The organism is Dyella sp. EPa41, assembly GCF_016586165.1.
In the GTDB taxonomy this organism is placed as follows: Bacteria; Pseudomonadota; Gammaproteobacteria; order Xanthomonadales; family Rhodanobacteraceae; genus Dyella.
The window spans coordinates 21,786-43,831 of record NZ_BCPR01000019.1 but is presented as its reverse complement, the minus strand read 5'-3'; the positions used below and the strand labels follow the sequence as shown (position 1 = coordinate 43,831).

General features: G+C 66.2%; 21 protein-coding genes. 10 read left to right on the top strand and 11 right to left on the bottom strand.

Annotated elements, in window-relative coordinates:
* Window positions 1-4: 4 nt before the first annotated feature.
* Window positions 5-1,090: a 3-phosphoserine/phosphohydroxythreonine transaminase gene (gene serC / locus JMF82_RS08480; protein WP_201314089.1), complete on the bottom strand. Its 1,086-nt coding sequence runs from the start codon at window positions 1,088-1,090 to the stop codon at window positions 5-7.
* A 97-nt stretch (window positions 1,091-1,187) separates the two neighbouring features.
* Window positions 1,188-1,955 carry an FHA domain-containing protein gene (locus JMF82_RS08475; protein WP_201314088.1) on the bottom strand — a complete coding sequence of 256 codons (768 nt, stop codon included), beginning with the start codon at window positions 1,953-1,955 and terminating at the stop codon, window positions 1,188-1,190.
* 102 nt (window positions 1,956-2,057) lie between these two features.
* Here JMF82_RS08475 and JMF82_RS08470 point away from each other — a divergent pair, with 102 nt between their 5' ends.
* On the top strand, window positions 2,058-2,333 hold the full coding sequence (locus JMF82_RS08470; RefSeq protein WP_201314087.1) for a polyhydroxyalkanoic acid system family protein: 276 nt from the start codon (window positions 2,058-2,060) through the stop codon (window positions 2,331-2,333).
* An 82-nt stretch (window positions 2,334-2,415) separates the two neighbouring features.
* Window positions 2,416-2,634 (top strand): translation initiation factor IF-1, encoded by a 219-nt coding sequence (gene infA, locus JMF82_RS08465; RefSeq protein WP_019466733.1) that lies wholly within the window; start codon window positions 2,416-2,418, stop codon window positions 2,632-2,634.
* Window positions 2,635-2,788: 154 nt separating this feature from the next.
* Here infA and clpA read toward each other — a convergent pair whose 3' ends face one another.
* Window positions 2,789-5,056 carry an ATP-dependent Clp protease ATP-binding subunit ClpA gene (gene clpA, locus JMF82_RS08460; RefSeq protein ID WP_201314086.1) on the bottom strand — a complete coding sequence of 756 codons (2,268 nt, stop codon included), beginning with the start codon at window positions 5,054-5,056 and terminating at the stop codon, window positions 2,789-2,791.
* 106 nt (window positions 5,057-5,162) lie between these two features.
* Complete coding sequence (gene clpS / locus JMF82_RS08455) at window positions 5,163-5,489, bottom strand: ATP-dependent Clp protease adapter ClpS (protein WP_019466735.1); 327 nt, start codon at window positions 5,487-5,489, stop codon at window positions 5,163-5,165.
* Between the two features lie 155 nt (window positions 5,490-5,644).
* Between clpS and JMF82_RS08450 the strand changes: the two genes are divergently transcribed.
* From JMF82_RS08450 to hflD, 3 genes are read left to right on the top strand one after another with little or no spacing between them, the layout of a single operon-like run.
* Window positions 5,645-6,139, top strand: coding sequence for an NUDIX hydrolase (locus JMF82_RS08450; protein ID WP_201314085.1), 495 nt, complete (start codon window positions 5,645-5,647; stop codon window positions 6,137-6,139).
* Window positions 6,136-7,278 carry a tRNA 2-thiouridine(34) synthase MnmA gene (gene mnmA, locus JMF82_RS08445; protein WP_304487913.1) on the top strand — a complete coding sequence of 381 codons (1,143 nt, stop codon included), beginning with the start codon at window positions 6,136-6,138 and terminating at the stop codon, window positions 7,276-7,278. The genes JMF82_RS08450 and mnmA overlap by 4 nt, the downstream gene beginning before the upstream one ends.
* A 10-nt stretch (window positions 7,279-7,288) precedes the next feature.
* Complete coding sequence (gene hflD / locus JMF82_RS08440) at window positions 7,289-7,912, top strand: high frequency lysogenization protein HflD (RefSeq protein ID WP_201314084.1); 624 nt, start codon at window positions 7,289-7,291, stop codon at window positions 7,910-7,912.
* 42 nt (window positions 7,913-7,954) lie between these two features.
* Here hflD and JMF82_RS08435 read toward each other — a convergent pair whose 3' ends face one another.
* On the bottom strand, window positions 7,955-9,277 hold the full coding sequence (locus tag JMF82_RS08435) for an MFS transporter (RefSeq protein WP_201314083.1): 1,323 nt from the start codon (window positions 9,275-9,277) through the stop codon (window positions 7,955-7,957).
* Window positions 9,278-9,551: 274 nt separating this feature from the next.
* Here JMF82_RS08435 and aqpZ point away from each other — a divergent pair, with 274 nt between their 5' ends.
* Complete coding sequence (gene aqpZ, locus JMF82_RS08430) at window positions 9,552-10,253, top strand: aquaporin Z (protein WP_201314082.1); 702 nt, start codon at window positions 9,552-9,554, stop codon at window positions 10,251-10,253.
* A 6-nt stretch (window positions 10,254-10,259) separates the two neighbouring features.
* Here aqpZ and JMF82_RS08425 read toward each other — a convergent pair whose 3' ends face one another.
* From JMF82_RS08425 to ligA, 3 genes are read right to left on the bottom strand one after another with little or no spacing between them, the layout of a single operon-like run.
* Entirely contained in the window at window positions 10,260-10,649 is a 390-nt protein-coding gene (locus JMF82_RS08425; RefSeq protein WP_201314081.1) for a VOC family protein, read from the bottom strand.
* A gap of 4 nt (window positions 10,650-10,653) precedes the next feature.
* A complete protein-coding gene (gene epmA / locus JMF82_RS08420) occupies window positions 10,654-11,610 on the bottom strand; it encodes an EF-P lysine aminoacylase EpmA (RefSeq protein ID WP_201314080.1) in 957 nt (318 codons plus the stop codon).
* The gene (gene ligA, locus JMF82_RS08415; protein WP_201314079.1) at window positions 11,607-13,997 is read right to left on the bottom strand and encodes an NAD-dependent DNA ligase LigA; all 2,391 of its coding nucleotides are present in this window, start codon (window positions 13,995-13,997) and stop codon (window positions 11,607-11,609) included. The genes epmA and ligA overlap by 4 nt, the downstream gene beginning before the upstream one ends.
* A gap of 131 nt (window positions 13,998-14,128) precedes the next feature.
* On the opposite strand from ligA, the gene JMF82_RS08410 reads away from it, so the two are divergent.
* Window positions 14,129-14,749: a phosphatase PAP2 family protein gene (locus JMF82_RS08410; RefSeq protein ID WP_201314078.1), complete on the top strand. Its 621-nt coding sequence runs from the start codon at window positions 14,129-14,131 to the stop codon at window positions 14,747-14,749.
* Window positions 14,750-14,898: 149 nt separating this feature from the next.
* A complete protein-coding gene (locus JMF82_RS08405) occupies window positions 14,899-15,492 on the top strand; it encodes a phosphatase PAP2 family protein (RefSeq protein WP_201314117.1) in 594 nt (197 codons plus the stop codon).
* Window positions 15,493-15,540: 48 nt separating this feature from the next.
* On the opposite strand, the gene rnk is transcribed toward JMF82_RS08405, so the two are convergent.
* On the bottom strand, window positions 15,541-15,951 hold the full coding sequence (rnk, locus tag JMF82_RS08400) for a nucleoside diphosphate kinase regulator (RefSeq protein ID WP_201314077.1): 411 nt from the start codon (window positions 15,949-15,951) through the stop codon (window positions 15,541-15,543).
* Window positions 15,952-16,197: 246 nt separating this feature from the next.
* Between rnk and JMF82_RS08395 the strand changes: the two genes are divergently transcribed.
* Both JMF82_RS08395 and JMF82_RS08390 read left to right on the top strand, forming a co-directional pair.
* Complete coding sequence (locus JMF82_RS08395; protein WP_201314076.1) at window positions 16,198-17,673, top strand: MFS transporter; 1,476 nt, start codon at window positions 16,198-16,200, stop codon at window positions 17,671-17,673.
* Between the two features lie 63 nt (window positions 17,674-17,736).
* Window positions 17,737-18,942 carry a cation:proton antiporter gene (locus JMF82_RS08390; RefSeq protein WP_201314075.1) on the top strand — a complete coding sequence of 402 codons (1,206 nt, stop codon included), beginning with the start codon at window positions 17,737-17,739 and terminating at the stop codon, window positions 18,940-18,942.
* 116 nt (window positions 18,943-19,058) lie between these two features.
* Here the strand turns inward: JMF82_RS08390 and JMF82_RS08385 are convergent, their stop codons facing one another.
* Both JMF82_RS08385 and fabV read right to left on the bottom strand, forming a co-directional pair.
* On the bottom strand, window positions 19,059-20,474 hold the full coding sequence (locus tag JMF82_RS08385) for a deoxyribodipyrimidine photo-lyase (RefSeq protein WP_201314074.1): 1,416 nt from the start codon (window positions 20,472-20,474) through the stop codon (window positions 19,059-19,061).
* A gap of 86 nt (window positions 20,475-20,560) precedes the next feature.
* Window positions 20,561-21,766 carry an enoyl-ACP reductase FabV gene (gene fabV / locus JMF82_RS08380; protein ID WP_201314073.1) on the bottom strand — a complete coding sequence of 402 codons (1,206 nt, stop codon included), beginning with the start codon at window positions 21,764-21,766 and terminating at the stop codon, window positions 20,561-20,563.
* Between the last annotated feature and the right edge of the window lie 280 nt (window positions 21,767-22,046).

Here is a 22,046-nt window from a genome sequence, read left to right as displayed (position 1 = left end):
GGTTTCATCCGTGACGGTTGGCGAAGTCCTTCATGAAAGCCACGAGGGCTTGCACCGCTTCCAGCGGCACGGCGTTATACAGCGACGCGCGCATGCCGCCCACGGCCTTGTGCCCCTTCAGCGCGAGCAGGCCTGCCGCTTCCGATTCCTTGAGGAAGTCCGCGTCGAGCGCGCTGTCGTGCAAGGTGAACGGCACATTCATCCGCGAGCGTGCCGATGGATCGACCGGGCAGCGGTAATAGCCATGGGAATGGTCGATCGCGCCGTAGAGCAACGCCGCCTTGGCCGTGTTGCGCTCGCCCATCACGGCAAGGCCGCCCTGCTCCTTCAGCCACTGGAACGTCAGGCCGGCGAGATACCAGCCCCAGGTATTGGGCGTGTTGAGCATCGAGTCGTTTGCCGCGTGGTCGGCGTAACGGAAGATGCGCGCCATCGGACGCGTGCTGCGCTCAAGCAGGTCGCGGCGGATGATCAGCACGACCAAGCCGGAGGGACCGATGTTCTTCTGCGCACCCGCGTAGATCAGGCCGAATTTCGACACATCGATCGGTCCGGAAAGGATGTCCGACGACATGTCGGCCACCAGTGGCACGTCGCCGACGTCCGGGATGTCGTGGAATTCCACGCCATGGATGGTTTCGTTCGGCGTGTAGTGCACATAGGCCGCGCGCGGATCCAGCTGCCACGTCTCGCGTGGAGGCAGCCGCAGGTAGTGCTCGGCCTTGCTGCTGCCGGCGAGGTTCACCTTGACGTACGGCGCCGCTTCGCTGGCCGCCTTCTCGCCCCAATGGCCGGTGACGACGTAATCGGCGCTGGCCCCCTCGGCGGCCAGGTTCATCGGGATCTGGGCGAAATGCTGGGTCGCACCGCCCTGCAGGAACAGCACGGCGTAGTTCTCGGGAATGGCGAGCAGTTCGCGCAGGTCGGCCTCGGCTTGCCGCGCAAGGCCCATGAACAACTTGCCGCGGTGAGAGAGCTCCATGACCGAGGCGCCGCAACCCTGCCAGTCCAGCAGTTCGCGTTGTGCACGTTCGAGTACGGCCTGAGGCAGCGCGGCGGGGCCTGCGCTGAAATTCCAGAGTCTGCTCACGAAAGACGCCTTGACGGTACGGGTCACCGCATTATGCCGCGTCGCAGCAACCGATCGTCAACGGCCAGTCGTGTCGGCGAATCGCCCGCAAGAGGCCTCAGAAACGCACCAGCAACGCCACCGCGATGCCCAGGGCCAGCACGGCGGCGGTGGCGATCAGCCACCACACCTCGCCACGCGGGCCGGCATCTTCCTCGGGCAGGTGCTCGGGCTCGGGGGGCGGCAGGACAATCTCGGGCTCGGGCTCCAGCCCCGGCGCATCCACCACGAAGCGGTGCATGCCCAGCCCGATCTGGTCGCCGGGCCGCAGCGTGGCCTGCTCGACCGGCGTGCCGTTCACGCGCAGCGGGTAACGCGCGGATTGCTGCCCGGCCTCCAGCCACAGCTGGCCGTCGCGCCAGAGCACCGACATCGAAGCCGCTTCGCCCTGCGGCAGCTCCAGCGGAATGCGGCCCAGCGGCCCCAGTTCGAGCTTGTCCTGCAGCGACAGCACGCGCCCCGAAAGAGGGCCGGCCACCGCACGCAGCGCCACCGTGCAACGCCCCTCCGCAGGCACCGTGACCGGTGAGCTGTGGGCGGGCTCTTCGTCGGAACGCAGCAGCATGCGGCAGTCACCCACGCTGAGGATGTCGCCCGCGCGAAGCAGGGCCTTCTCGCGCACGGGCCGCGCGTTGACGTACACGCGACCGCCCTGTGGCAGCACCTGCAGTACCCAGCCGCGACGGTCCAGAAGGATCTTGAGGTGATGGGCGCCGGCCTGGTGGGCCGCCAGGATCAGGTCGTTGTCCGGTGCGCTGCCGATCCGCAAGGCGGGGGCGTCCCAGTGGAAATCCTCTCGGGCCGAATTGGGAAACTCGATGCGCATCGGTGAACCGCTGACTAGTCGCCGGGGACTCTAGCAGATGCGTACGCACTCTCCGAGCACATCTGGCATACGATGCGGGTTTACGTTTTGAAGGAGTACGTCATGCCGAAGATCGACATCCGCCGCCCCCATCAGCTACCCCTTGCCGAGGCCCGCGCCGTGGTCGACCAGGTCGCCGCGCGCATGCGCGAGAAGTTCGGCATGGACGGCACGTGGGAGGGCGACACCCTGCGTTTTTCCCGCCCCGGCGTGAACGGCAGCATCGCCGTGGGCAGCGACGCCATCCAGGTCACGGCCGAGCTCGGCATGATGCTGGCCCCCCTCAAGGGGATGGTGGAACAGGAGATCCGTCGCAAGCTGGATGAGCACTTTGGCTGATATTTCTTTAACCATAAGAACTTCCGTGGCATAATCGATGGCTTACGCGGCCATGACGGCTGCCCTTGCCCCACCGGAACGCATGGCCAAAGACGACGTCATCGAAATGGAAGGTACGGTCCAGGAGACCCTGCCCAATACCATGTTCCGCGTGCAGCTGGAAAACGGCCACGTCATCACGGCCCATATCTCCGGCCGCATGCGCAAGCACTACATCCGCATCCTCACCGGCGACAAGGTGAAAGTGGAAATGACCCCGTACGACCTGACCAAGGGTCGTATCACCTACCGCATGAAGTAATCCAACGCCCCTCTGTAGGAGCGCACCCAGTGCGCGAAAAGCCTACGGAGCGGCAATGCCTGACTCTGCGGTCGCGCACTGGGTGCGCTCCTACAGAGGCACGCAAAAAAAAGGCCGCGCGGTGCGCGGCCTTTCCGTTTCCTGGCGCTCCGGGTCAGATCACCGTCGCCGGCAACTTCTCCGCCGCCTCGGTGCTGACCACCAGCTCGCCGTCCTTGACGCTCAGGCTGACCTTGCCGCCGTCGGCCAGCTTGCCGAACAGCAGTTCGTCGGCCAGGGGGCGCTTGACCTTCTCCTGGATCACGCGGGCCATCGGGCGGGCGCCCATCTGCGGGTCGAACCCGTGCTCGGCCAACCAGCGGCGGGCATCGGCGTCCACGTCCAGCGACACGTGCTTCTCGGTCAACTGGGCCTCCAGCTCGATCACGAACTTGTCCACGACGCGCAGGATGTGGTCGAAGTCCAGCGCGTTGAACTGGATGACCGCGTCCAGGCGGTTGCGGAACTCCGGCGTGAACGTGCGGCGGATCACTTCCATCGCGTCCATCGAATGGCTCTGCTTGACGAAGCCGATGCCACGGCGCGAAGCCTGCTGGGCGCCGGCATTCGTGGTCATCACCACGATGACGTTCTTGAAGTTGGCCTCGCGGCCATTGGTGTCGGTCAGCACGCCGCGATCCATCACCTGCAGCAGGATGTTGTACACATCCGGATGCGCCTTCTCGATCTCGTCGAGCAGCAGCACCGCGTGCGGATGCTTGGTCACCGCCTCGGTGAGCAGGCCGCCCTGGTCGAAACCGACGTAGCCCGGAGGTGCGCCGACCAGGCGCGAGACCGAATGCGCTTCCATGTACTCGGACATGTCGAAACGTATCATCTCGATGCCCAGCTGCATGGCGAGCTGCTTGGTCACCTCGGTCTTGCCCACGCCGGTGGGACCGGCCAGCAGGAAGCAGCCGATCGGCTTGGACGGGTCGGCAAGACCCGAACGCGCCATCTTGATCGAGGCGGCCAGCGCCTCGATGGCCGGATCCTGGCCGAACACCACCATCTTCAGGTTGCGCTCGAGGTTCTTCAGCACGTCGCGGTCGGACGCGGACACCTGCTTGGCCGGGATGCGCGCCATCTTGGCGACGATGTACTCGACCTCGGGCACGTCCACCTTGCCCGAGCGCTGGTCGAGCGGCAGCAGGCGCTGGCGGGCGCCGGCTTCGTCGATCACGTCGATGGCCTTGTCCGGCAGCAGGCGGTCGGGAATATGCTTCACCGACAGGTCCACCGCGGCCTTCAGCGCCTCGTTGGTGTAGGCGACGTTGTGGTGCTCCTCGAAGCGCGAACGCAGGCCCTTGAGGATCTCGAAGCTATCGGCCACGGTCGGCTCGACCACGTCGATCTTCTGGAAGCGACGGGCCAGCGCGCGGTCCTTCTCGAAGATGCCGCGGAATTCCTGGAACGTGGTGGAACCGATGCAGCGCAGCTCGCCCGACGCCAGCATGGGCTTGATCAGGTTGCTTGCGTCCATGGTGCCGCCCGAGGCGGAACCCGCGCCGATGATGGTGTGGATCTCGTCGATGAAGAGGATCGCGCCCGGCTGCTTCTTCAGCTGGCCGATGACCGCCTTCAGGCGCTTCTCGAAATCGCCGCGATACTTGGTGCCGGCGACGAGGGCGCCCAGGTCCAGCGACCAGATGGTGGCGTTCTCAAGCACCTCCGGCACGTCGCCGTCCACGATGCGCTTGGCGAGGCCTTCGGCCAGCGCCGTCTTGCCCACGCCGGCCTCGCCCACGTAGAGCGGGTTGTTCTTGCGGCGACGGCACAGCACCTGGATGGTGCGCTCGATTTCGTCCTGGCGACCGATCAGCGGATCGATCTTGCCTTCCAGCGCCAGTTCGTTGAGGTTGCTGGCGTATTCGCTGAGCGGATTGCCCTTGGGCTCGCCATCTTCGCTCTCGCGCTCGCCGCCGGGCATGCTGCTCGACGGCTCGTCGCCGATCTTGGCGATGCCGTGCGAGATGTAGTTGACCACGTCGAGGCGGGTGATCTCCTGCTGGTGCAGGAAATACACCGCGTGCGAATCCTTTTCGCCGAAGATGGCCACCAGCACGTTGGCGCCGGTGACTTCCTTACGGCCGGACGACTGCACGTGGTACACGGCACGCTGCAGCACGCGCTGGAAGCCCAGCGTGGGTTGCGTGTCGCGCTCGTCGCCGTGCGGCAGCACGGGAACGGTCTCGGCGATGATTTTTTCCAGCTCGCGCGTGAGGCGCGGCAGGTCGACGCCGCAGGCGCGCAGTGCGCCCAGGGCCGATTGGTTTTCGGTAAGCGCGAGCAGGAGGTGCTCCACCGTCATGAATTCATGACGCTGCTCACGGGCCTGTTTGTAGCACTGGCCGATGGTGACTTCGAGATCCTTGCTGAACATCCGGACCTTCTCCGCTGTGTGGCAGGGCGGCAACGCCGCGATGGCTACAAAATGGGGGTGACGGCTACTTGTTCAATATCTCCGAACAACCCCGTTTTGACAGGCGCTAAAGCTTTTCCATAGTGCACAACAAAGGATGCTGATGGGCACGTGAATATTCGTTTACCTGGGTGACCTTGGTCTCGGCCACCTCCCGCGTGAAGACCCCGCATACGCCCTTCCCGCGCGTATGGACGTGGAGCATCACCTGCACGGCGCGCTCCTGATCGAGGTTGAAGAAGCTGCGCAGCACTTCGACCACGAAATCCATCGGGGTGAAATCATCGTTCAGCAGCACCACCTGGAAGAGAGGGGGGCGAGCCACCTCCGGTCGCGAGGTTTCAAGCGCCAGGCCGTGACCACTGCCTTGTTCGTGTTCGGGTTCGTGAGCCATGGGTTCTACGTGAGATTTCCTGGGAAAAAGTATAGCGCTGCCGTCCCGGTCCGGCCTGTGCCGGTGGATGCAGAGCCTCGTGAAAGCGTGGTTGCCTTCAGGTAATGGCACAATGACCGCTTTTCCAGTGCCGTCATCGCCGCCATATGGCCTCCATGGCTGATTCCCCCACCCTTTCCGGTCATCCTGTCTGGTGCCCGCATGTGACAGTCGCGTGCGTCGTGGCCGACGGCGATCGCTTCCTCATGGTCGAAGAGGAGGTGAACGGTCGCGTTGCCTATAACCAGCCGGCGGGCCACCTGGATGACAGGGAAAGCCTGGTTACCGCCGCAGCGCGCGAGACGCTGGAGGAGACCGGTTGGACGGTGGCGCCGGAACACCTCGTTTCCGTCAACCAGTGGCGCAGCACCGAGCACGGCGACGGCGTGGTGCGCTTCACTTTTGCCGCCCGCGCGCTCAGCCACGACCCGACGCGCCCGCTCGACGACGGCATCCGTCGCGCCCTATGGCTGACCCGCGACGAAATCGCGGCGCTCGGTGAGCGGCTGCGCAGTCCGCTGGTGCTGATGAGCATCGACGCCTGGCTGGCCGGACAACGCTATCCGCTGGGCCTGTTGCACAGCCTGCTGGATGAGGATCGGTTTCCGTGAAGGTGATGCTGGGCATTTCCGGCGGCGTGGACTCGTCCGTGGCGGCGCTGCTGTTGCAGCAGGCCGGCTACGAGGTGGAAGGCCTGTTCATGCAGAACTGGGAAGAGGACGACCGCGACGGCCCTTGCACCACCGACGCCGACCGCAAGGACGCCGTGGCGGTGTGCGGACGTCTGGGCGTCCCTTTCCATGCGCGCAACTTTGCGGCGGAGTACTGGGACGGCGTGTTCGAGCATTTCCTCGCCGAATACCGCGCCGGCCGCACGCCGAACCCGGACGTGCTGTGCAACCGCGAGATCAAGTTCAAGACCTTCCTCGATGAAGCGCATGCGCTGGGTGCCGACAAGATCGCCACCGGCCACTACGCCCGCGTGGATTTCCACGAGGGCAGGTACCGCCTCCTGCGCGCCGTCGACGCCGCCAAGGACCAGACCTACTTCCTGCATGCGCTGGGCCAGCAGCAACTGGCGGCCACGTTGTTCCCGGTGGGCGAAATCGAGAAGCCGGAGGTCCGGCGCATGGCGCAGGAGGCCGCGCTGCCGACCCATGCCAAGAAGGATTCCACCGGCATCTGCTTCATCGGCGAGCGCGATTTCCGCAGTTTCCTGGCGCAGTACATCCCGGCGCAGCCCGGTCCCATGCGCACGCCGGAGGGTGAAACCGTCGGCGAGCACCAGGGCGTCATGTATTACACCCTGGGCCAGCGCAACGGCTTGGGGATAGGCGGCCGCCACGGCGCCAGCGGCGAAGCCTGGTACGTGGTGGGCAAGGACGTGCCCCGCAACGAGCTCTACGTGGCCCAGGGCGGCGAGAACCACTGGCTCTACTCGCGCCGCCTGCATGCCGAGCCGCCCAGCTGGATGGCCGGCGAGCCGCCGGCCCAGCGCTTTCGCTGCACCGCCAAGACGCGCTATCGCCAGGCCGACCAGGCCTGCGAGGTGTTCGTGCGCGGGGACGGCCTGGAGGTGGTGTTCGACGAGCCGCAGCGCGCCGTGACCCCAGGGCAGTCCGTGGTGTTCTACGACGGCGAGGCCTGCCTGGGCGGCGCCGTGATCGATCGCACCGATGCGCCGTTCGGTGGCTGGAACGATGTCCGCCCCTCCTTCCCCTCCCCTACCGAGTCCGTGTCCGGTGCTTGAAACCTTTGCCATGAACGAAGAGCGCGTGCTCGCCCTGGCCGGCCTGTTCCAGGCCGCCACGCTTGCCCAGCAGTTGGCCAACGACGGGCGCTGCGACGAGGTCGCGATGGCCGGCAGCATCGCCAGCGTGTTTCGCATCGACGCGCCTTCCGTGGTGGGCGTGTATGGCGACGTCTCGGCGGTGCGCCTGGGCCTGCGCCAGCTGATCACGTTGCTGGACGAGAGCAACCGCGACGTGGCGATTACCCGCATGGCGTTCACGGTGATGCGCCTGGAGCGCAGCCTGGCGCGCCGCAGCGACCTGCTCGACCAACTGCAGCAGGGCATCGTATCGGCGCAGCGCCAGGTCGAGCACTTTGGCCAGGATTCGCCACAGGTGGTGAAGCGTCTCGCCGAGCTTTATGCCACCACGTTGTCCACGCTCAAGCCGCGCGTGATGGTCACCGGCAACCCGCAGCAGCTGCAGCAGCCGGCCGTGGTGGAAAAGGTGCGTGCCAGCCTGCTGGCAGCGGTGCGCTCGGCGGTGCTGTGGCGCCAGTTGGGCGGGCGCCAATGGCAGATGCTGTTGTATCGCAAGCAATGCGGCATGCTGGCGCGCGGGCTGCTGACGGGGTCGACGATCAGCAACTCGTGACGGACGGCCTTGGTGCGCGCCCATCGCGCACTGGATGCGCTCCTACAGGGGCTGCTCGCCGCCGTTGCGCCTGGAAAGCATCAGCCATAGCGCGACCAGCACGCTGACGACCGCCGTCATGGCCACGTAGTGAGCGGGTGCCATGCGGCCGACCCGTTCGCCGAGGTAGCTGATCAGCGTCGCGGTGAGCGCGCCGAATGCCGCGTAGGCCACGTTGTAGGCGAACGAAATGCCCGAATAGCGGATGGGCGCGGGAAACGCCATCACCATCACGGTCGGCACCACGCCCACGCTTCCCACCAGAAAGCCGGTCAACGCATAGAGCGGCAGGAAATGCGCGCCGCCGGCTTCGAGGTCGGCGAACAACGCATAGGTGACCGCGATCAAGGCCAGGGAACCCACCAGCAGCGCGCGGGCGGAGCCAATGCGGTCGGTGAGCCAGCCATAGGCCAGGCACCCCAGGCCCAGGCAGAAGGCCGCCACGCTGTTGCCGAGGAAGGCCACGTCCGGCGCGATGCCGAACGGCTTCTGCGCCAGGTTCGGCAGCATCAGGATCAATACCAGGATGGCCGCGGTGAGCGTCCAGGTCACCGCCATCGACAGCAGCACGCTGCCGCCGTGGCCGGCCAGCACCGTGCGCAAGGGCAGCTCGCTGCTCAGCGCCTTGCGCTCGCGCAACTGGGCGAACACCGGCGTCTCGCTGAGCCAACGGCGCAGCCACACGGCAACGAAGCCGAACAGGCCGCCCAGCAGGAACGGCAGGCGCCAACCCCAGCCCAGCACCTGTTCCGGCGCCAGATGGTGGTTGATCCATGCCGCCGTCAGCGAGCCGATCAGGATGCCGGCAGTGAGGCCGGCAGTGAGGCAGGCGCAGGCAAAACCCACGCGACCGGGCGGTGCATGCTCGGCCACGAATACCCAGGCGCCGGGCACTTCGCCGCCGATCGCCACGCCCTGCACCACCCGCATCACCAGCAACAGCACGGGGGCCAGCACGCCCACCTGCGCGTAGACCGGCAGCAGGCCGATCGCCAGGGTGGGCAAGGCCATCAGGAACACGCTCAGCGTGAACATGCGCTTGCGACCCTGGCGGTCGCCGAAATGCGCCATCACGATGCCACCCAACGGACGCGCGAGATAGCCCGCGGCAAAAATGCCGTACACCTGCAGCTGGGCCAGCCAGGGCGCGGTGTTGGGCGGAAAGAACAGGTGGCTCAACGGCAGCGCGAAGAACACGAACACCACGAAGTCGTAGAACTCCAGCGCACCGCCCAGCGAGGCGAGCAACAGGGTCCGCACATCGCCGCGGGCCAGCGTACCGGCCGCGGGAGCCATCGGAGGTGTCGACGAAATGATCTGCGTCATCAGCGATACCAAACTCTTGGTGTAAGCGACGCGGCAGCATACACAAAGGCGATGGCCGGCAACCGCGTCAGCCTTCATCCAATCGCGATCCCGGGTTTTGCTAGCCTATGGCCGCCCGGGCCCCTACCCGGGGAGCGACACCGGATCAGGAGCGGCATGGAAACCACGCAAGGATGCGCGAGAGCTTTCCCCTGAAACCAAAGGGGTGCCCTGCTCCGTGCCGCGGCGACGCCCGCGCCATCGACCGGGGCATCCCGCAGCAAGGAGAGTCCCCATGAGCATGGGCAAGCGTTTGGGAGCTGAGTTCTTCGGTACGTACTGGCTGGTCTTTGGCGGTTGCGGCAGCGCGGTGTTCGCTGCGGCCTTTCCCGAGCTGGGCATCGGTTTCGCCGGTGTGGCGCTCGCCTTCGGTCTTACCGTGGTGACCATGGCCTACGCCGTGGGCCATATTTCCGGCGCCCATTTCAACCCGGCCGTGACCGCGGGCATGTGGGCCAGCGGCCGCTTTCCGGCCAAGGACGTGATTCCGTACTGGATCGCCCAGGTCGTTGGCGGCATCGTGGCCGGCGGCACCATCTACCTGATCGCCAGCGGCAGGCCCGTGTTCGATCCCGTCGGGGGCGGTTTTGCCTCCAACGGCTATGGCGAGCATTCGCCAGGGCAGTATTCGCTGCATGCCTGCATGATCGCCGAGTTCGTGCTGACCGCGTTTTTCCTCATCGTGATCAACGGCAGCACCCACAAGCTGGCGCCGACCGGTTTTGCGCCCTTGGCCATCGGCCTCGCGCTCACGCTCATCCACCTCATCTCCATCCCGATCACCAATACCTCGGTCAATCCGGCGCGCAGCACCGCGGTTGCCGTCTTCCAGGGAAGCTGGGCGATGGGGCAGCTATGGATGTTCTGGCTGGTGCCGCTGATCGGTGGCGTCGTGGGCGGCTTGATCTATCGACACCTGCTCGACTGGCACGACTGATCGCGCCTACTGCTCGTAAAGCTCGATCGGCAACCCGTCGGGGTCGGCAAAGAACGTGAAACGCCGGTTCGTGTACTCATCGACACGGACCGGCTCGCACGCCACGTCGCGCTCGAGCAAGGTGGCGATCACCGTGTCGATGTCGGGAACGGCGAAGGCCAGGTGACGCAGCCCCTGCGCCTCGGGCCGCGACGGTCGCGGCGGCGGCGAGGGAAAGGAGAACAGTTCCAGGCTCACGCCTGGGCTGACTTCCAGGTCGAGCTTCCACGAATCGCGTTCGGCGCGATACACCTCGCGCACGATGCGGAAGCCCAGCGTCTCGCTGTAGAACGCCTTGGAGCGCGCGTAATCGGAGCAGATCAGCGCCACATGATGGATCGCGGGCAACAACGACACCGGTTCAAGCCTCCGCAAACGGAAAGGTAAGCACGTCGGCGATCGCATCGGTGCCGACCAGGCACATCAGCAATCGCTCGATGCCCAGCGCCACGCCGGCACAATCGGGCATGGCATCGAGCACGTCGAGCAGTCGTTCGTCGACGGGGATCTCGCGCTGTCCACGCTCGCGGCGCATCGCGTTGTCGCGCGCGAAGCGCAGGCGCTGTTCCGTGGCGTCGTTGAGCTCGTGATAGCCATTGGCCAGCTCATAACGCCCGAGGTACAACTCGAAGCGCTCGGCCAACGGCGGATCGCCCGGCCGCACCTTCGCCAGCGCGCACTGCGAGGCCGGGTAGTCGTGGATGACCGTGATGCGATGGTTCGGGAATGTCGGCTGCAGGCGATGCGTGATGAGCAGGTCCAGCCAGTCGTCACGCGTCAGCCCGTGGGGGTCGATGCCGTACTCGGCCAGCGGTTCGCGCAGCGCCCCGATGGACGCATGCGCGGGATCGATGCCGAGTTCGTCGATGAACAGCTGGCGATAACCCTCCACCCACACTTCGGCACGACGCCCCACCATCGCCAGCGCCATCTCCACCAGGGCGATGGTCTCCTCCATCAGGCGGTGGTGGTCCCAGCCCACGCGATACCACTCCAGCATGGTGAACTCGGGATTGTGGCGCCCACCGGCCTCGCCGTCGCGGAACACACGACCCATTTCATAGCAATCGCCGACACCGCTCGCCAGCAGGCGCTTGAGCGGATATTCCGGCGAGGTGCGCATCCATCGCTCAGGCGAGCCCGCATCGACATGACCGGTGAAGCGGGTGCTGAAACTCTGGATATTCGGATCGGTGTTGCCGGCAGCGGAAAGCATCGGCGTCTCCACCTCGAGCACGTTGCGCTCCGCGAAGAACTGGCGGATCTGCGCGTACAGACGCGCGCGCATGTGGAGACGACCGGCCAGGTGCAAGGTCATGCCCCGCCCTCGTGCTTGGCCAGCAAGGCCAGCAATTGCGCCTCGTCCCACACCGCGACGCCAAGCTCCTGCGCCTTGTCGAGCTTGGAGCCCGCCGCTTCCCCCGCCACCACGAAGTGGGTCTTCTTCGATACGGAGCCGGCCACCTTCGCGCCCAGCGCCTCCAATCGCTCCTTCGCCTCGTCGCGGCTGAGCGACGCCAGCGTGCCGGTGAGCACGACGGTCTGGCCCTCCAGCGGCGCCTCGCTTGCGCCGGACGACCTGGGGATGGCGCCGAGCAGTTCATGCATCGCGGCATCGGCGTCACGCAACGGCGCCACGTTCTTTTCGTGGGCGAGGAAAGCTTCGAGATTGGCCGCCGCGGCGGATGGCAGCCCTGCCGTCACCCAGTGCGCGGGACCGGCGGCGATCAGCTTGTCGATCGTGGGAAAGTGCTCGGCCAGCAGTTTCGTGCTCTTGGGTCCCAGCTTGTTGACGCCAACGGTATCGAGCAGGACCGCGAGATTCAGCCGCTGGCGCAGCTTCGGCGACGGATGCCCTTCGTCGGCGAAGCGGATGCCCGAGGCCAGCAGATCGTCGACTACCTTCTGGTTGCCCTTCTGCGCGAAGAAACCGGCGATGGACGTGGCCACCTCGTTGCCGATGTCCGGCAAGACGCGCAGCACGGCGGCCGGCATGCGGCGGATCACGGCCAGGCTGCCCAGCCAGGCCACCAATGTCTTGGCCGTGCTTTCGCCGATATGCATGATGCCGAGCCCGAACAGGAAGCGCGGCAAGGTGGTCTGCTTGCTCGCCTCGATCGCCTCGACCAGGTTCTCCGCCCACTTGGTGGCGACCTTGCCCTGCTTCACCGTTTCAGGCGTGGTGCCGTCGCGATCGTCCGCCCGGCGCTTCATCTCGAGGAAATCCTCGAGCGTGAGTCTGTAGAGGTCCGCCGGTGTGTGCACGTAGCCGAAATCGACCAGCGCCTCGACAAAACGCTCGCCGATGCCTTCGATGTCCATGGCGCGACGCGCGGCGAAATGGATCAACGCCTCCTTGCGCTGCGCGGCGCAGATCAGGCCACCCGAACAGCGCCAGACCGCCTCGCCTTCCTCGCGCAGCAGGGCGGAACCGCAGACCGGGCAATGCGAGGGCATGTGCCAGGGCCTGGTATGCGGCGGGCGCAGCTCGGGCATCACGCGCACCACTTCAGGAATCACATCGCCCGCGCGGCGCACGATCACGGTGTCGCCCACGCGCACGTCCAGGCGCGCGACCTGGTCGGCGTTGTGCAGCGTGGCATTGCTGACCGTGACACCGGCCACCTGCACCGGCTTCAACCGCGCCAGCGGCGTGGCCGCACCGGTACGGCCGATGTTGATCTCGATGGCTTCGACCGTGGTGGTCTGCTCCTGCGCGGGAAACTTGTGCGCGATGGCCCAACGCGGCGCGCGCGATACGAAACCCATGGCGCGCTGGCCTTCGTAGTCGTCCAGCTTGTACACCACGCCGTCGATGTCGTACGGCAGGCGGTCGCGCTTCTCGCCGATGCGACGGTAATAGGCGACCAGGCCATCGAAGCCCTTGGCCGTATCCACTTCCGGCGACACCGGGAAACCCCAGTCGCGCAGCTTGGCCAGCGTCCTGGAATGCGTCGGCGGCAGCTCGCCCCCCTGCACGTCGCCCACCGCGTAGGCGAAGAAGCTGAGCTTGCGCCTGGCGGTGATCGCCGGGTCCAACTGGCGCAGCGAACCCGCCGCGCCGTTGCGCGGGTTGGCCAGGGTTTTTTCGCCCTGGGCGCGGGCGTGCTCGTTGAAGGCTTCGAAGTCCTTGCGCAGCATGATGACTTCGCCGCGCACTTCCAGCACTTTCGGCCAATCGTTGCCGCGCAAGCGCAACGGAATGGCGCGCACCGTGCGCAGGTTCGCGGTCACGTCCTCGCCGGTTTCGCCGTCACCGCGCGTCGCGCCCTGCACGAACACGCCATCCTCGTAACGCAGGCTGATGGCCAGGCCATCGAGCTTGGGCTCCACCGAAAACACCGGGCTGCGCCGATCCAGCGACTGCTCGATGCGCCGCTCGAACTCGGCCACTTCGCGGAAGCGCTCGCGGTCGCTGTCGCCCTCCTGCTCGAACGCATTGCTGAGCGACAGCATCGGGATCACGTGGCGAACTTCGGCGAAGCCCCCGCTCGCTCGCGCGCCCACGCGCCGGGTCGGCGAATCGGGCGTCGCCAGCCCGGGATGCGCGTCTTCCAGCGCCTCCAGCTCGCGGACGGCCTGGTCGTACTCCGCGTCGGTGATCTCGGGATCGTCCAGCACGTGATACTGGTGGTTCGCGCGCTCGATCTTCTCGCGCAGTTCGGCGGCGCGCTCGCGCCAGTCGGATGCGGGGCTCTTGCTCATGCGGGTGTCCTCATGCGCCGGAGTTTACCGGGACTGGCGGCGTTTTCGGCTTTGCTAAGCACAACGAAAGACGTGCGGAGTAGCGTCCCAGGCGCCGTTTCGACGCTGTCGGATACCACCGGAGGCAGACCATGCGCGCTTTGCGATGGACGATGTGCGTGCTCGCACTCGCCTGCAGCCCTGCCTGGGCCGGCAGCGGCATCCTGGGCCTCGACCACAAGGTCGCCTACGACGACAGCGGCATCTGGAAGCGCAGCAACCAGCAGATCCTGGCCTACGGCACCATCGCCACGATCGCCGGTGGCGCCATCTGGCTGGGCGACCAGGACAAGCTCGGCGATACCTTCTGGCGCTCGGTGGATTCCATGGTCGTCACGGCGGCCAGCACGCAGGTGCTGAAATGGACGTTCCAGCGCGAGCGCCCCTCGCAGACCGACTCCCCGAACCAGTGGTTCCAGGGTTGGCATGCGCAGAGCTTCCCCAGCGGCGAAGTGGCTTCCGTCACGGCGGCGGTGACGCCTTTCATGATCACCTACGGACACGATCATCCCTCGGTCTACCTGCTGGCGCTGATTCCCGCCTACGATGCCGTAGCGCGCGTGAAGACCCATGGCCACTGGCAAAGCGACGTGCTGTTTGGCGCGGCGATCGGCGTCGGCGTCGGCTACTGGGCCACCCATCGTGATTCACCGTGGATCATTTCGCTGCTGCCCGGCGGGTTCCAGGTCGGCTATAGCCGTCACTTCGATTGATGCCGCTTCCCATGGACCCGAGCGGCTTCGCCTGATCCCACCCTAAGGACGCGGAAAGCCGCCTTCGCTACCATTTCCTGCGACCGCGGCAACTGCCCGCGGACAGGGGAAATCAGCGAGTGCGTATCTTCAAACTGGCCGTTCTGGCCATGGCCGTCGTCGCCAGTGGCGCGGCCCAGGCCGGAGGCGGTCCCTTCGGCATCGACCACACGGTCCATTACGACAACAGCGGCATCTGGAAGCGAAGCAACCAGAACATCCTTTTCTACGGCACCGTGCTCACCGTGGGTGGCGGCGCGCTCTGGCTGGGCGGCCAGGACAAGCTCGGCGACACGTTCTGGCGATCCACCGATGCGATGGTCACCACGGCCATCACCACGCAAACCATGAAATGGATCTTCCAGCGCGAGCGTCCCTCGCAGACCAACGACCCCAACAAGTTCTTCCAGGGCTGGGGAGCACACAGCTTCCCGAGCAACGAAGTAGGCGCCATCACGGCAGCGGTGACACCGTTCATGGCCGCCTACGGCAGGGAGCATCCCTCCGCCTACCTGCTTGCGCTGTTGCCGGCCTACGCTGCCGTCGCCCGCGTAAAGACGCACGGCCACTGGCAAAGCGACGTGCTGGTAGGCGCAGCCATCGGCACCGGCATGGGCCTGTGGGCCATGCATCGCGAGTCACCCTGGACGCTGAGTCTGCTGCCGAACGGGTTTCAGCTCGGCTACTCGCGGCATTTCGATTAAGGCAAGGGTAAACGGCCCCGGGCGCCTTTTGCCCGGGGCATGCACCACTCAGCGATGCAGATCGCCGGCGGATTCGGGCTGGTATTCGATTTCCAGCACGCGCAGGCGGCGCGTGCGGCCGTCCGGCATGGGCCACTCGATGTGCTGTCCAACGGCCATGCCGAGCAAGGCGCTGCCGACCGGCGCGAAGATGGACACGGTGCCGGGCACACCCGCGCCCGACGGATAGACCAGGCTCACCGTCAACTCGTCGCTGCTGTTCTCGTCTTCGAAGGTGACGACGGAGTTCATCGTCACGACGTCGGCCGGCACCTGGGACGGCTCCACCACCTCGGCGCGATCCAGCTCCGCGCGCAGCGCCTCGTACGGCGCCTGCTGCGCGTGAGGCATGCGCTCGAGCAAGGCCTCGATGCGTTCCATATCGAGACGAGAAACGACGATGGGTGGCTTGCTGCTCATGATGACTCCTGCCGGAGAACGCCGTGGCGTCCGCTTGCTGATGACCTGAAAAAAGCGACGCGCCCGGACGAAGACGTCCCGGCGCGCCTGGGTGATGTTCAACCTGTCATGGTCGAAGCCTGCCAGGCCCGCGTTCGCGCCGCGTTTGACGTCACGCGCACACGCGAGCCCTAAGATGAAACAGCACTGACTTTGGACGCGACGGCTGCCGAAAGCAAGCTGTCATAACAGTTATCATGGAGGTCCATGCCTGAGTCCATCCCCGCCACGGAGGCCAACCTCCCTGTTCCGCCCCCTGGCGAAGAGGCGTCGCTACCCGTCACGCCGCCCGCATCGCCACGCGACCGCTACCGTGGCCTGATCTGGCTCGTTGCCGCAGCGTTCTTCATGCAGGCGCTCGATTCCACCATCGTCAACACGGCGGTGCCGGCCATGGCCGAGGCGCTCAACGTGACGCCGCTGGGCATGCGCACGGCGCTGACCAGCTATGTGCTCACGCTGGCGATCTTCATTCCCGCCAGCCCCTGGCTTTGCGATCGCTTCGGCACGCGGCTGGTGTTCGCCACCGCCATCGGTACCTTCACCGTCGGCTCACTGCTGTGCGGCATCGCGCAGACCCTGCCTCAGCTCGTCGCAGCGCGTGTATTGCAGGGCCTCGGTGGCGCGGCGTTGATGCCGGTGGGCCGTTACGTGCTCGTGCGCAGCATCGACAAGCGGGACTTCGTGAAGTCGATGAGCACCGTGGCCACCGTGGGCCTGCTGGGTTCGGTGCTGGGCCCCCTCCTGGGCGGCGCGCTGGCGCAGTACACCTCGTGGCGACTGATCTTCCTCATCAACGTGCCGGTCGGCATCGTCGGCATGTGGATGAACCGGCGCGACATGCCCGACTACCGGCTGGACGACCCGCACAAGTTCGACATCGTCGGCTTCCTGCTGTTCGCCGCGGCATCGGCGATGCTGCTGACCGCCTCCGAAGTGGCCAGCGGCGGTGGCGCGCAGTGGCCTCGCATCGGCGCGTACGGCGTGCTGGCCATCGTGTTCGGCTGCATCTACGTCTGGCACAGCCGGCATACCGATCACCCGGTCGCCGACCTGAGCCTGCTGCGCGTGCGCAGCGTGTGGGTATCGCTGGCGGGCAACCTGTTCACGCGCCTGGGCGTGTCGGGCATGTTCCTGTTGCTGGTGCTGTTCCTGCAGGTCGGTTGCGGCTGGTCGCCGCTGATGGCCGGCCTGATGATGGTGCCCCAGGCCCTGGGCTCGATCACCGCCAAGTGGGGTATCAACCGCCTGCTCAACCTGTTCGGCTATCGCCGGCTGCTGTTCACCAACACGCTCATCGTGGCCGCGCTGCTGGCTTCGTTCTCGTTGCTGGGCAAGGGCTCGCCGATGTGGCTGATCGCCCTGATGGTGTTCATCTATGGCGGCTTCATGGGCATGCAGTACACCGCCATGAACACGCTGATCTACAACGACCTGGACGTGAAATACGCCTCGCAGGCGTCGTCCATGGCATCGACCGCGCAATACCTGTCGATGAGCTTCGGCATCGCACTGGCCTCGTTGCTGATGGAAGCCTTGTTGCAGGGACACGCACACGAGGACTATGTCCCCGCGTTCCGCTGGACGGTGCTTCTGCTGGGCGTGGTCACCGCCACGGCCAGCTGGGTCTTCAGTCGCCTGCAGCCCGACGCCGGCAAGCGACCCTCGCGCGCAGCCGATTGAGGGGCGCGTTGCGCCGCGAGCAGGTAGCATGCCGGGCATCGCTTCCTGACTACGTAGCGCCACATGCACCACGCCAGCGACATCCTGCTCACGCTCTTCGTCGTCTTCATCGCCGCGCAGATAGGCGGTGAGATCGCGCAACGCCTGAAACTGCCGGGCGTGGTCGGCGAAATCGCCGCCGGCTGCGTGGTCGGGCCTTCCCTGCTTGGATGGATCACGCCGGAGCAGATCGCCGCGGGCACGCCGCTGGATGTGCTGGCGGAAATCGGCGTGGTGCTGTTGCTGTTTTCCGTAGGCCTGGAAACCCGGCTCGAAGACCTGAAGAAGGTCGGCAAGGTCGCCTTCCTCGTGGGCGTGCTCGGCGTGCTGGTGCCGTTCGGCATGGGCGGCGTGTGGGCGCATGGCAATGGCTTCGACTGGAGCCGCTCGCTGTTCATCGCCGCGGCCTTCGTCGCCACCTCGGCGGGCATCACTGCCCGCGTGCTGCAGGAACTGGGCGCGCTGCAGCGCACCGAGAGCAAGGTGATCCTTGGCGCCGCGGTGATCGACGACATCCTGGCCATGCTGCTGCTGGGCGTGGTGGTGTCGATCCAGGGCGGCGAAGGCATCGACCTCATGCACCTGTTCGCCGTGCTGGCGGGGGCGATCGGCTTCATCGCGGTGATCGGCGTGGGCGGCGCCCGCGTGATGCGCTGGAATTCCAGCTGGCTGGACACGCCGCGCAGCCCGCACTCCGCATTGGCCATCGTGCTCGCACTGTGCCTGGGCCTGGCCTATGTCTCCACACTGTTCGGCCTGGCGGCCATCATCGGCGCCTTCCTCGCCGGCATGATCGCCTCCGAAACACGCCAGCAGCATGCGCTGGAGAAACAGACGCAGCCGCTGCTGGCGCTGCTCACGCCGTTCTTCTTCGTGGTGACCGGCAGCAAGATCGACCTGTCGCAACTGGCCAGCGTGGAAGCGGACATCATGTTGCTGGTGGTGACGCTGGTCGCCATCGTGTCCAAGCTGATCGGTGGCTTCCTCGGCGCGCTGTCGCTGGGACCGCGCAGCGCGACGGTGGTGGGCTTCGGCATGGTGCCGCGTGGCGAAGTGGGCGTGGTGATCGCCAGCCTCGGCCTGTCCGCCGGCGTGTTCACCGCGCAGATCTACGCGATCATCGTGGCGATGTCGCTGCTCACCGCCATGGTGACGCCGCCGGTGCTGGCGTGGATGCTGCGGCGTAGTGGTGCTGACAGCGGGAAAGCGCAGGCGCCGGAGCTTCGTTGAGACCTTCCCAGCGTCCCCTTGTGGGAGCGCACCCTGTGCGCGACGGGTCCGCGGCAACGTTGCAACGAGGTATGTCGAGTTTCTGCGGTCGCGCACAGGGTGCGCTCCCACAAAAATTATTTCCCGCGCATGGATTGATAGGCGCGGAGGGCCGCCGCACGGCTTTCGCCCAGATCGATCATCGGCGCGGGATAACCCCAACGCTTCAGCAGCGCCGCGTCTTTCCACGGTTCATGCAGCAACGGCAGCGGCGCGGCGCGCAGTTCGGGCAGCCACCGCCGCAGGTACTCGCCTTGCGCGTCGAACTTCTGCGCCTGCGAAACCGGATTGAACACGCGGAAATAAGGCGCGGCATCCGCGCCACTGCCGGCGACCCACTGCCAACCCAGGGTGTTGTTGGCGAGATCGGCGTCTACCAGCGTGTCCCAGAACCAGCGTGCGCCGTGGCGCCAATGCTGCCTGAGGTTCTTGCACAGGAAACTGGCCACCACCATGCGTACGCGGTTGTGCATCCATCCCGTGTGCCATAGCTCTCGCATGCCGGCATCGACCAGGGGAATGCCCGTGCGTCCTCGCTGCCAGCGCTCAAGCCACGACCCGTTGTCGGCCTGCCAGGCGAAGCGATCAAAGCGGCTGTCGAAGTTTGCCTCCGGCGTGGAGGGAAAGTGATAAAGCAGGTGGTGCGAGAACTCCCGCCAACCCAGCTCGCGCAGGAATGGCTCGATATCCGGACGCCGCCGCGCATCGATGGCCGCCGCTCGTGCAGCGAGCGCATGGTGGATCTGGCGCGGCGAGATCTCGCCGAAATGCAGGTGCGGCGACAGGCGCGAGGTGCCATGGCGCGCCGGCACGTCGCGGGCCGTGGCGTAGTCGCTCATGGCATCGTCCTGAAAGATCTCCAACGCTTCTTGCGCGCCTCGCTCGCCGGGCCTGCAGGCGTCGCGCAAGCCACCGTCCCAGGGAATCGAGGGCAGCAGTTCGAGCGCGTCAATCGGCAGCCCGCCGGCGACGTCGATGCCGTGCATCGATGGCCTGGCCAATGGCGGCGTCACCGGCAACTGCGTGCGAACGCTCCGCCAGAACGGCGTGAATACCCGATACGGCGCCCCCTGCCTGGTTTCCACTTGCCATGGCTCGCGCCACAGCGACGCGTTGAAGCTGTGCGCCTCCACGCCCTGCCCGCGCAACGCGGACTTGACGGTACGGTCGCGCGCGATCGCCGCGGGCTCGTAGAGGCGGTTCCAGTAGACGGCCGAGGCGCCGGTCGCATCGATCAGGTCGCGCAGTGCCGCGAGGCTATCGCCCCGGCGCACGTGCAGCGATACGCCCTGCTCGCGAAGCTGCGATCGCAGGTCGACCAGGGAATGGTGCAGCCACCATCGGCTCGCTGCGCCAGGCGTCCATGCACCGTCTTCATGCGGCGCATGGATAAAAACGGGCAAGACACGTTCGTGTGCCGCGCAGGCGGCGCTCAGCGCGGGTTGGTCGGCGAGGCGTAGGTCACGGCGGAACCAGACGATGGCGGTACTCATGCCGCCAGCCTAGCGTGCAAGGGGCGTCCGTGCCCGCCCCTTCGGCATGCACTCCACGTCAGCGCCGGGGAGTGCCATGCGTTCGATCAGAGTTCGACCACGTCGAAACGACGATCGGAATCGACCTCTTCCTCGTAGTTCACATCTTCACGGCCGAAGCCGAACAGGCGCAGGAAGTCGTGCTTGTAGCCGGCGTAGTCGGTGAGCTGGTTGAGGTTTTCGGTGGTGATGGTGGGCCACAACGCCTTGCACTCGCTCTGCACGTCCTCGCGCAGCTCCCAATCGTCCAGGCGCACGCGGCCTTCGCTGTCCAGCTCGATCGGCTGGTGGTCCTTGCGGTACATGCGGTCGCGGAACAGGCGGTTGATCTGCTCGATGGTGCCTTCGTGGATGCCCTTTTCCTTCATCACGCGGAAGGAGATGGCGATGTACAACGGCAGCACGGGAATAGCCGCGCTCGCCTGCGTCACCACCGACTTCATCACGCCGACGTAGGCATCGAGATGCTCGGCCTTGTGCTCGGCCACCAGTTGCCTGGCGGTGTTGTCCAGGTGCTGCTTGGCCTGGCCCAGCGTGCCGTGCCAATACATCGGCCAGGTGATTTCCGTACCGATGTAGCTGTACGCGATGGTCTTGGCGTGGTCGGCCAGCACGCCGGCCTTGCTCAGCGCGTCGATCCAGAGCTTCCAATCCTCGCCGCCCATCACGGTGACGGTGTCCTTGATTTCCTGCTCCGTCGCCGGTTCCACCGAGGCCTGCACCACGGTGTCGCGGTTGGTGTCGATCGAATTGGCGGTGAAGGTTTCGCCGATGGTCTTGAGCGAGGAACGCACCAGTTCGCCGGTGTCCGGAAGCTTGCGTACCGGCGAGGCCAGCGAGTAGACGACGAGATCGATCTTGCCGCCCATCTCGTTCTTGATCATCTCGATGGCGCGCTCGCGCGTTTCGTTGGCGAACGCATCGCCATTGATCGAGCGGCTGTACAGACCCGCCTGCTTGGCGAACTTGTCGAACGCGGCGGAGTTGTACCAGCCGGCCGTGCCGGTCTTGGTGTCGCTGCTGGGCTTCTCGAAGAACACGCCCAGCGTGGCCGCGCCATAACCGAAAGCCGCGGTAATGCGCGAGGCCAGGCCATAGCCGGTGGACGCGCCGATCACCAGCACGCGCTTGGGGCCCTCACCCAGGTCGCCCTGCGCCTTGGTGATCTCGATCTGCTCGAGCACGTTGCGCTCGCAACCGACCGGATGAGCCGTCACACAGATAAAACCACGCACCTTGGGGTTGATGATCACGCGAGCGCTCCTGGCAAGACAGTGCAAACCGCCATCTTAACCCGCGGCCCCAGCCATGCGCTGCCGTAGGGAGCCGGGCGCCGTCGCACCGCTCCCGCCCAAGCGCCCCATGCAGACCGCGACTTCACAATCCCGGCACTATGAATGGCCGGGTTGAGCCTTGGGTGGAAGTACGCCCTTCACGACAAGGATCGGGGGTGAACGGACGGCATGGCTGATCGGCGGCTCCGCAGGCGGTCCAAACGCGCATCGGGCGTCCTCGCGGCGGCCCTCGCCTGGG

What these genes read in the sequence shown, in the direction of transcription:
- JMF82_RS08475 (WP_201314088.1), bottom strand. Translation starts at nt 1,955, where the DNA reads ATGCGCATCGAGTTTCCCAATTCGGCCCGAGAGGATTTCCACTGGGAC.
- JMF82_RS08470 (WP_201314087.1), top strand. Translation starts at nt 2,058, where the DNA reads ATGCCGAAGATCGACATCCGCCGCCCCCATCAGCTACCCCTTGCCGAG.
- infA (WP_019466733.1), top strand. Translation starts at nt 2,416, where the DNA reads ATGGCCAAAGACGACGTCATCGAAATGGAAGGTACGGTCCAGGAGACC.
- clpA (WP_201314086.1), bottom strand. Translation starts at nt 5,056, where the DNA reads ATGTTCAGCAAGGATCTCGAAGTCACCATCGGCCAGTGCTACAAACAG.
- clpS (WP_019466735.1), bottom strand. Translation starts at nt 5,489, where the DNA reads ATGGCTCACGAACCCGAACACGAACAAGGCAGTGGTCACGGCCTGGCG.
- JMF82_RS08450 (WP_201314085.1), top strand. Translation starts at nt 5,645, where the DNA reads ATGGCTGATTCCCCCACCCTTTCCGGTCATCCTGTCTGGTGCCCGCAT.
- hflD (WP_201314084.1), top strand. Translation starts at nt 7,289, where the DNA reads ATGAACGAAGAGCGCGTGCTCGCCCTGGCCGGCCTGTTCCAGGCCGCC.
- JMF82_RS08435 (WP_201314083.1), bottom strand. Translation starts at nt 9,277, where the DNA reads ATGACGCAGATCATTTCGTCGACACCTCCGATGGCTCCCGCGGCCGGT.
- aqpZ (WP_201314082.1), top strand. Translation starts at nt 9,552, where the DNA reads ATGAGCATGGGCAAGCGTTTGGGAGCTGAGTTCTTCGGTACGTACTGG.
- epmA (WP_201314080.1), bottom strand. Translation starts at nt 11,610, where the DNA reads ATGACCTTGCACCTGGCCGGTCGTCTCCACATGCGCGCGCGTCTGTAC.
- ligA (WP_201314079.1), bottom strand. Translation starts at nt 13,997, where the DNA reads ATGAGCAAGAGCCCCGCATCCGACTGGCGCGAGCGCGCCGCCGAACTG.
- JMF82_RS08410 (WP_201314078.1), top strand. Translation starts at nt 14,129, where the DNA reads ATGCGCGCTTTGCGATGGACGATGTGCGTGCTCGCACTCGCCTGCAGC.
- JMF82_RS08405 (WP_201314117.1), top strand. Translation starts at nt 14,899, where the DNA reads ATGGCCGTCGTCGCCAGTGGCGCGGCCCAGGCCGGAGGCGGTCCCTTC.
- rnk (WP_201314077.1), bottom strand. Translation starts at nt 15,951, where the DNA reads ATGAGCAGCAAGCCACCCATCGTCGTTTCTCGTCTCGATATGGAACGC.
- JMF82_RS08395 (WP_201314076.1), top strand. Translation starts at nt 16,198, where the DNA reads ATGCCTGAGTCCATCCCCGCCACGGAGGCCAACCTCCCTGTTCCGCCC.
- JMF82_RS08390 (WP_201314075.1), top strand. Translation starts at nt 17,737, where the DNA reads ATGCACCACGCCAGCGACATCCTGCTCACGCTCTTCGTCGTCTTCATC.
- JMF82_RS08385 (WP_201314074.1), bottom strand. Translation starts at nt 20,474, where the DNA reads ATGAGTACCGCCATCGTCTGGTTCCGCCGTGACCTACGCCTCGCCGAC.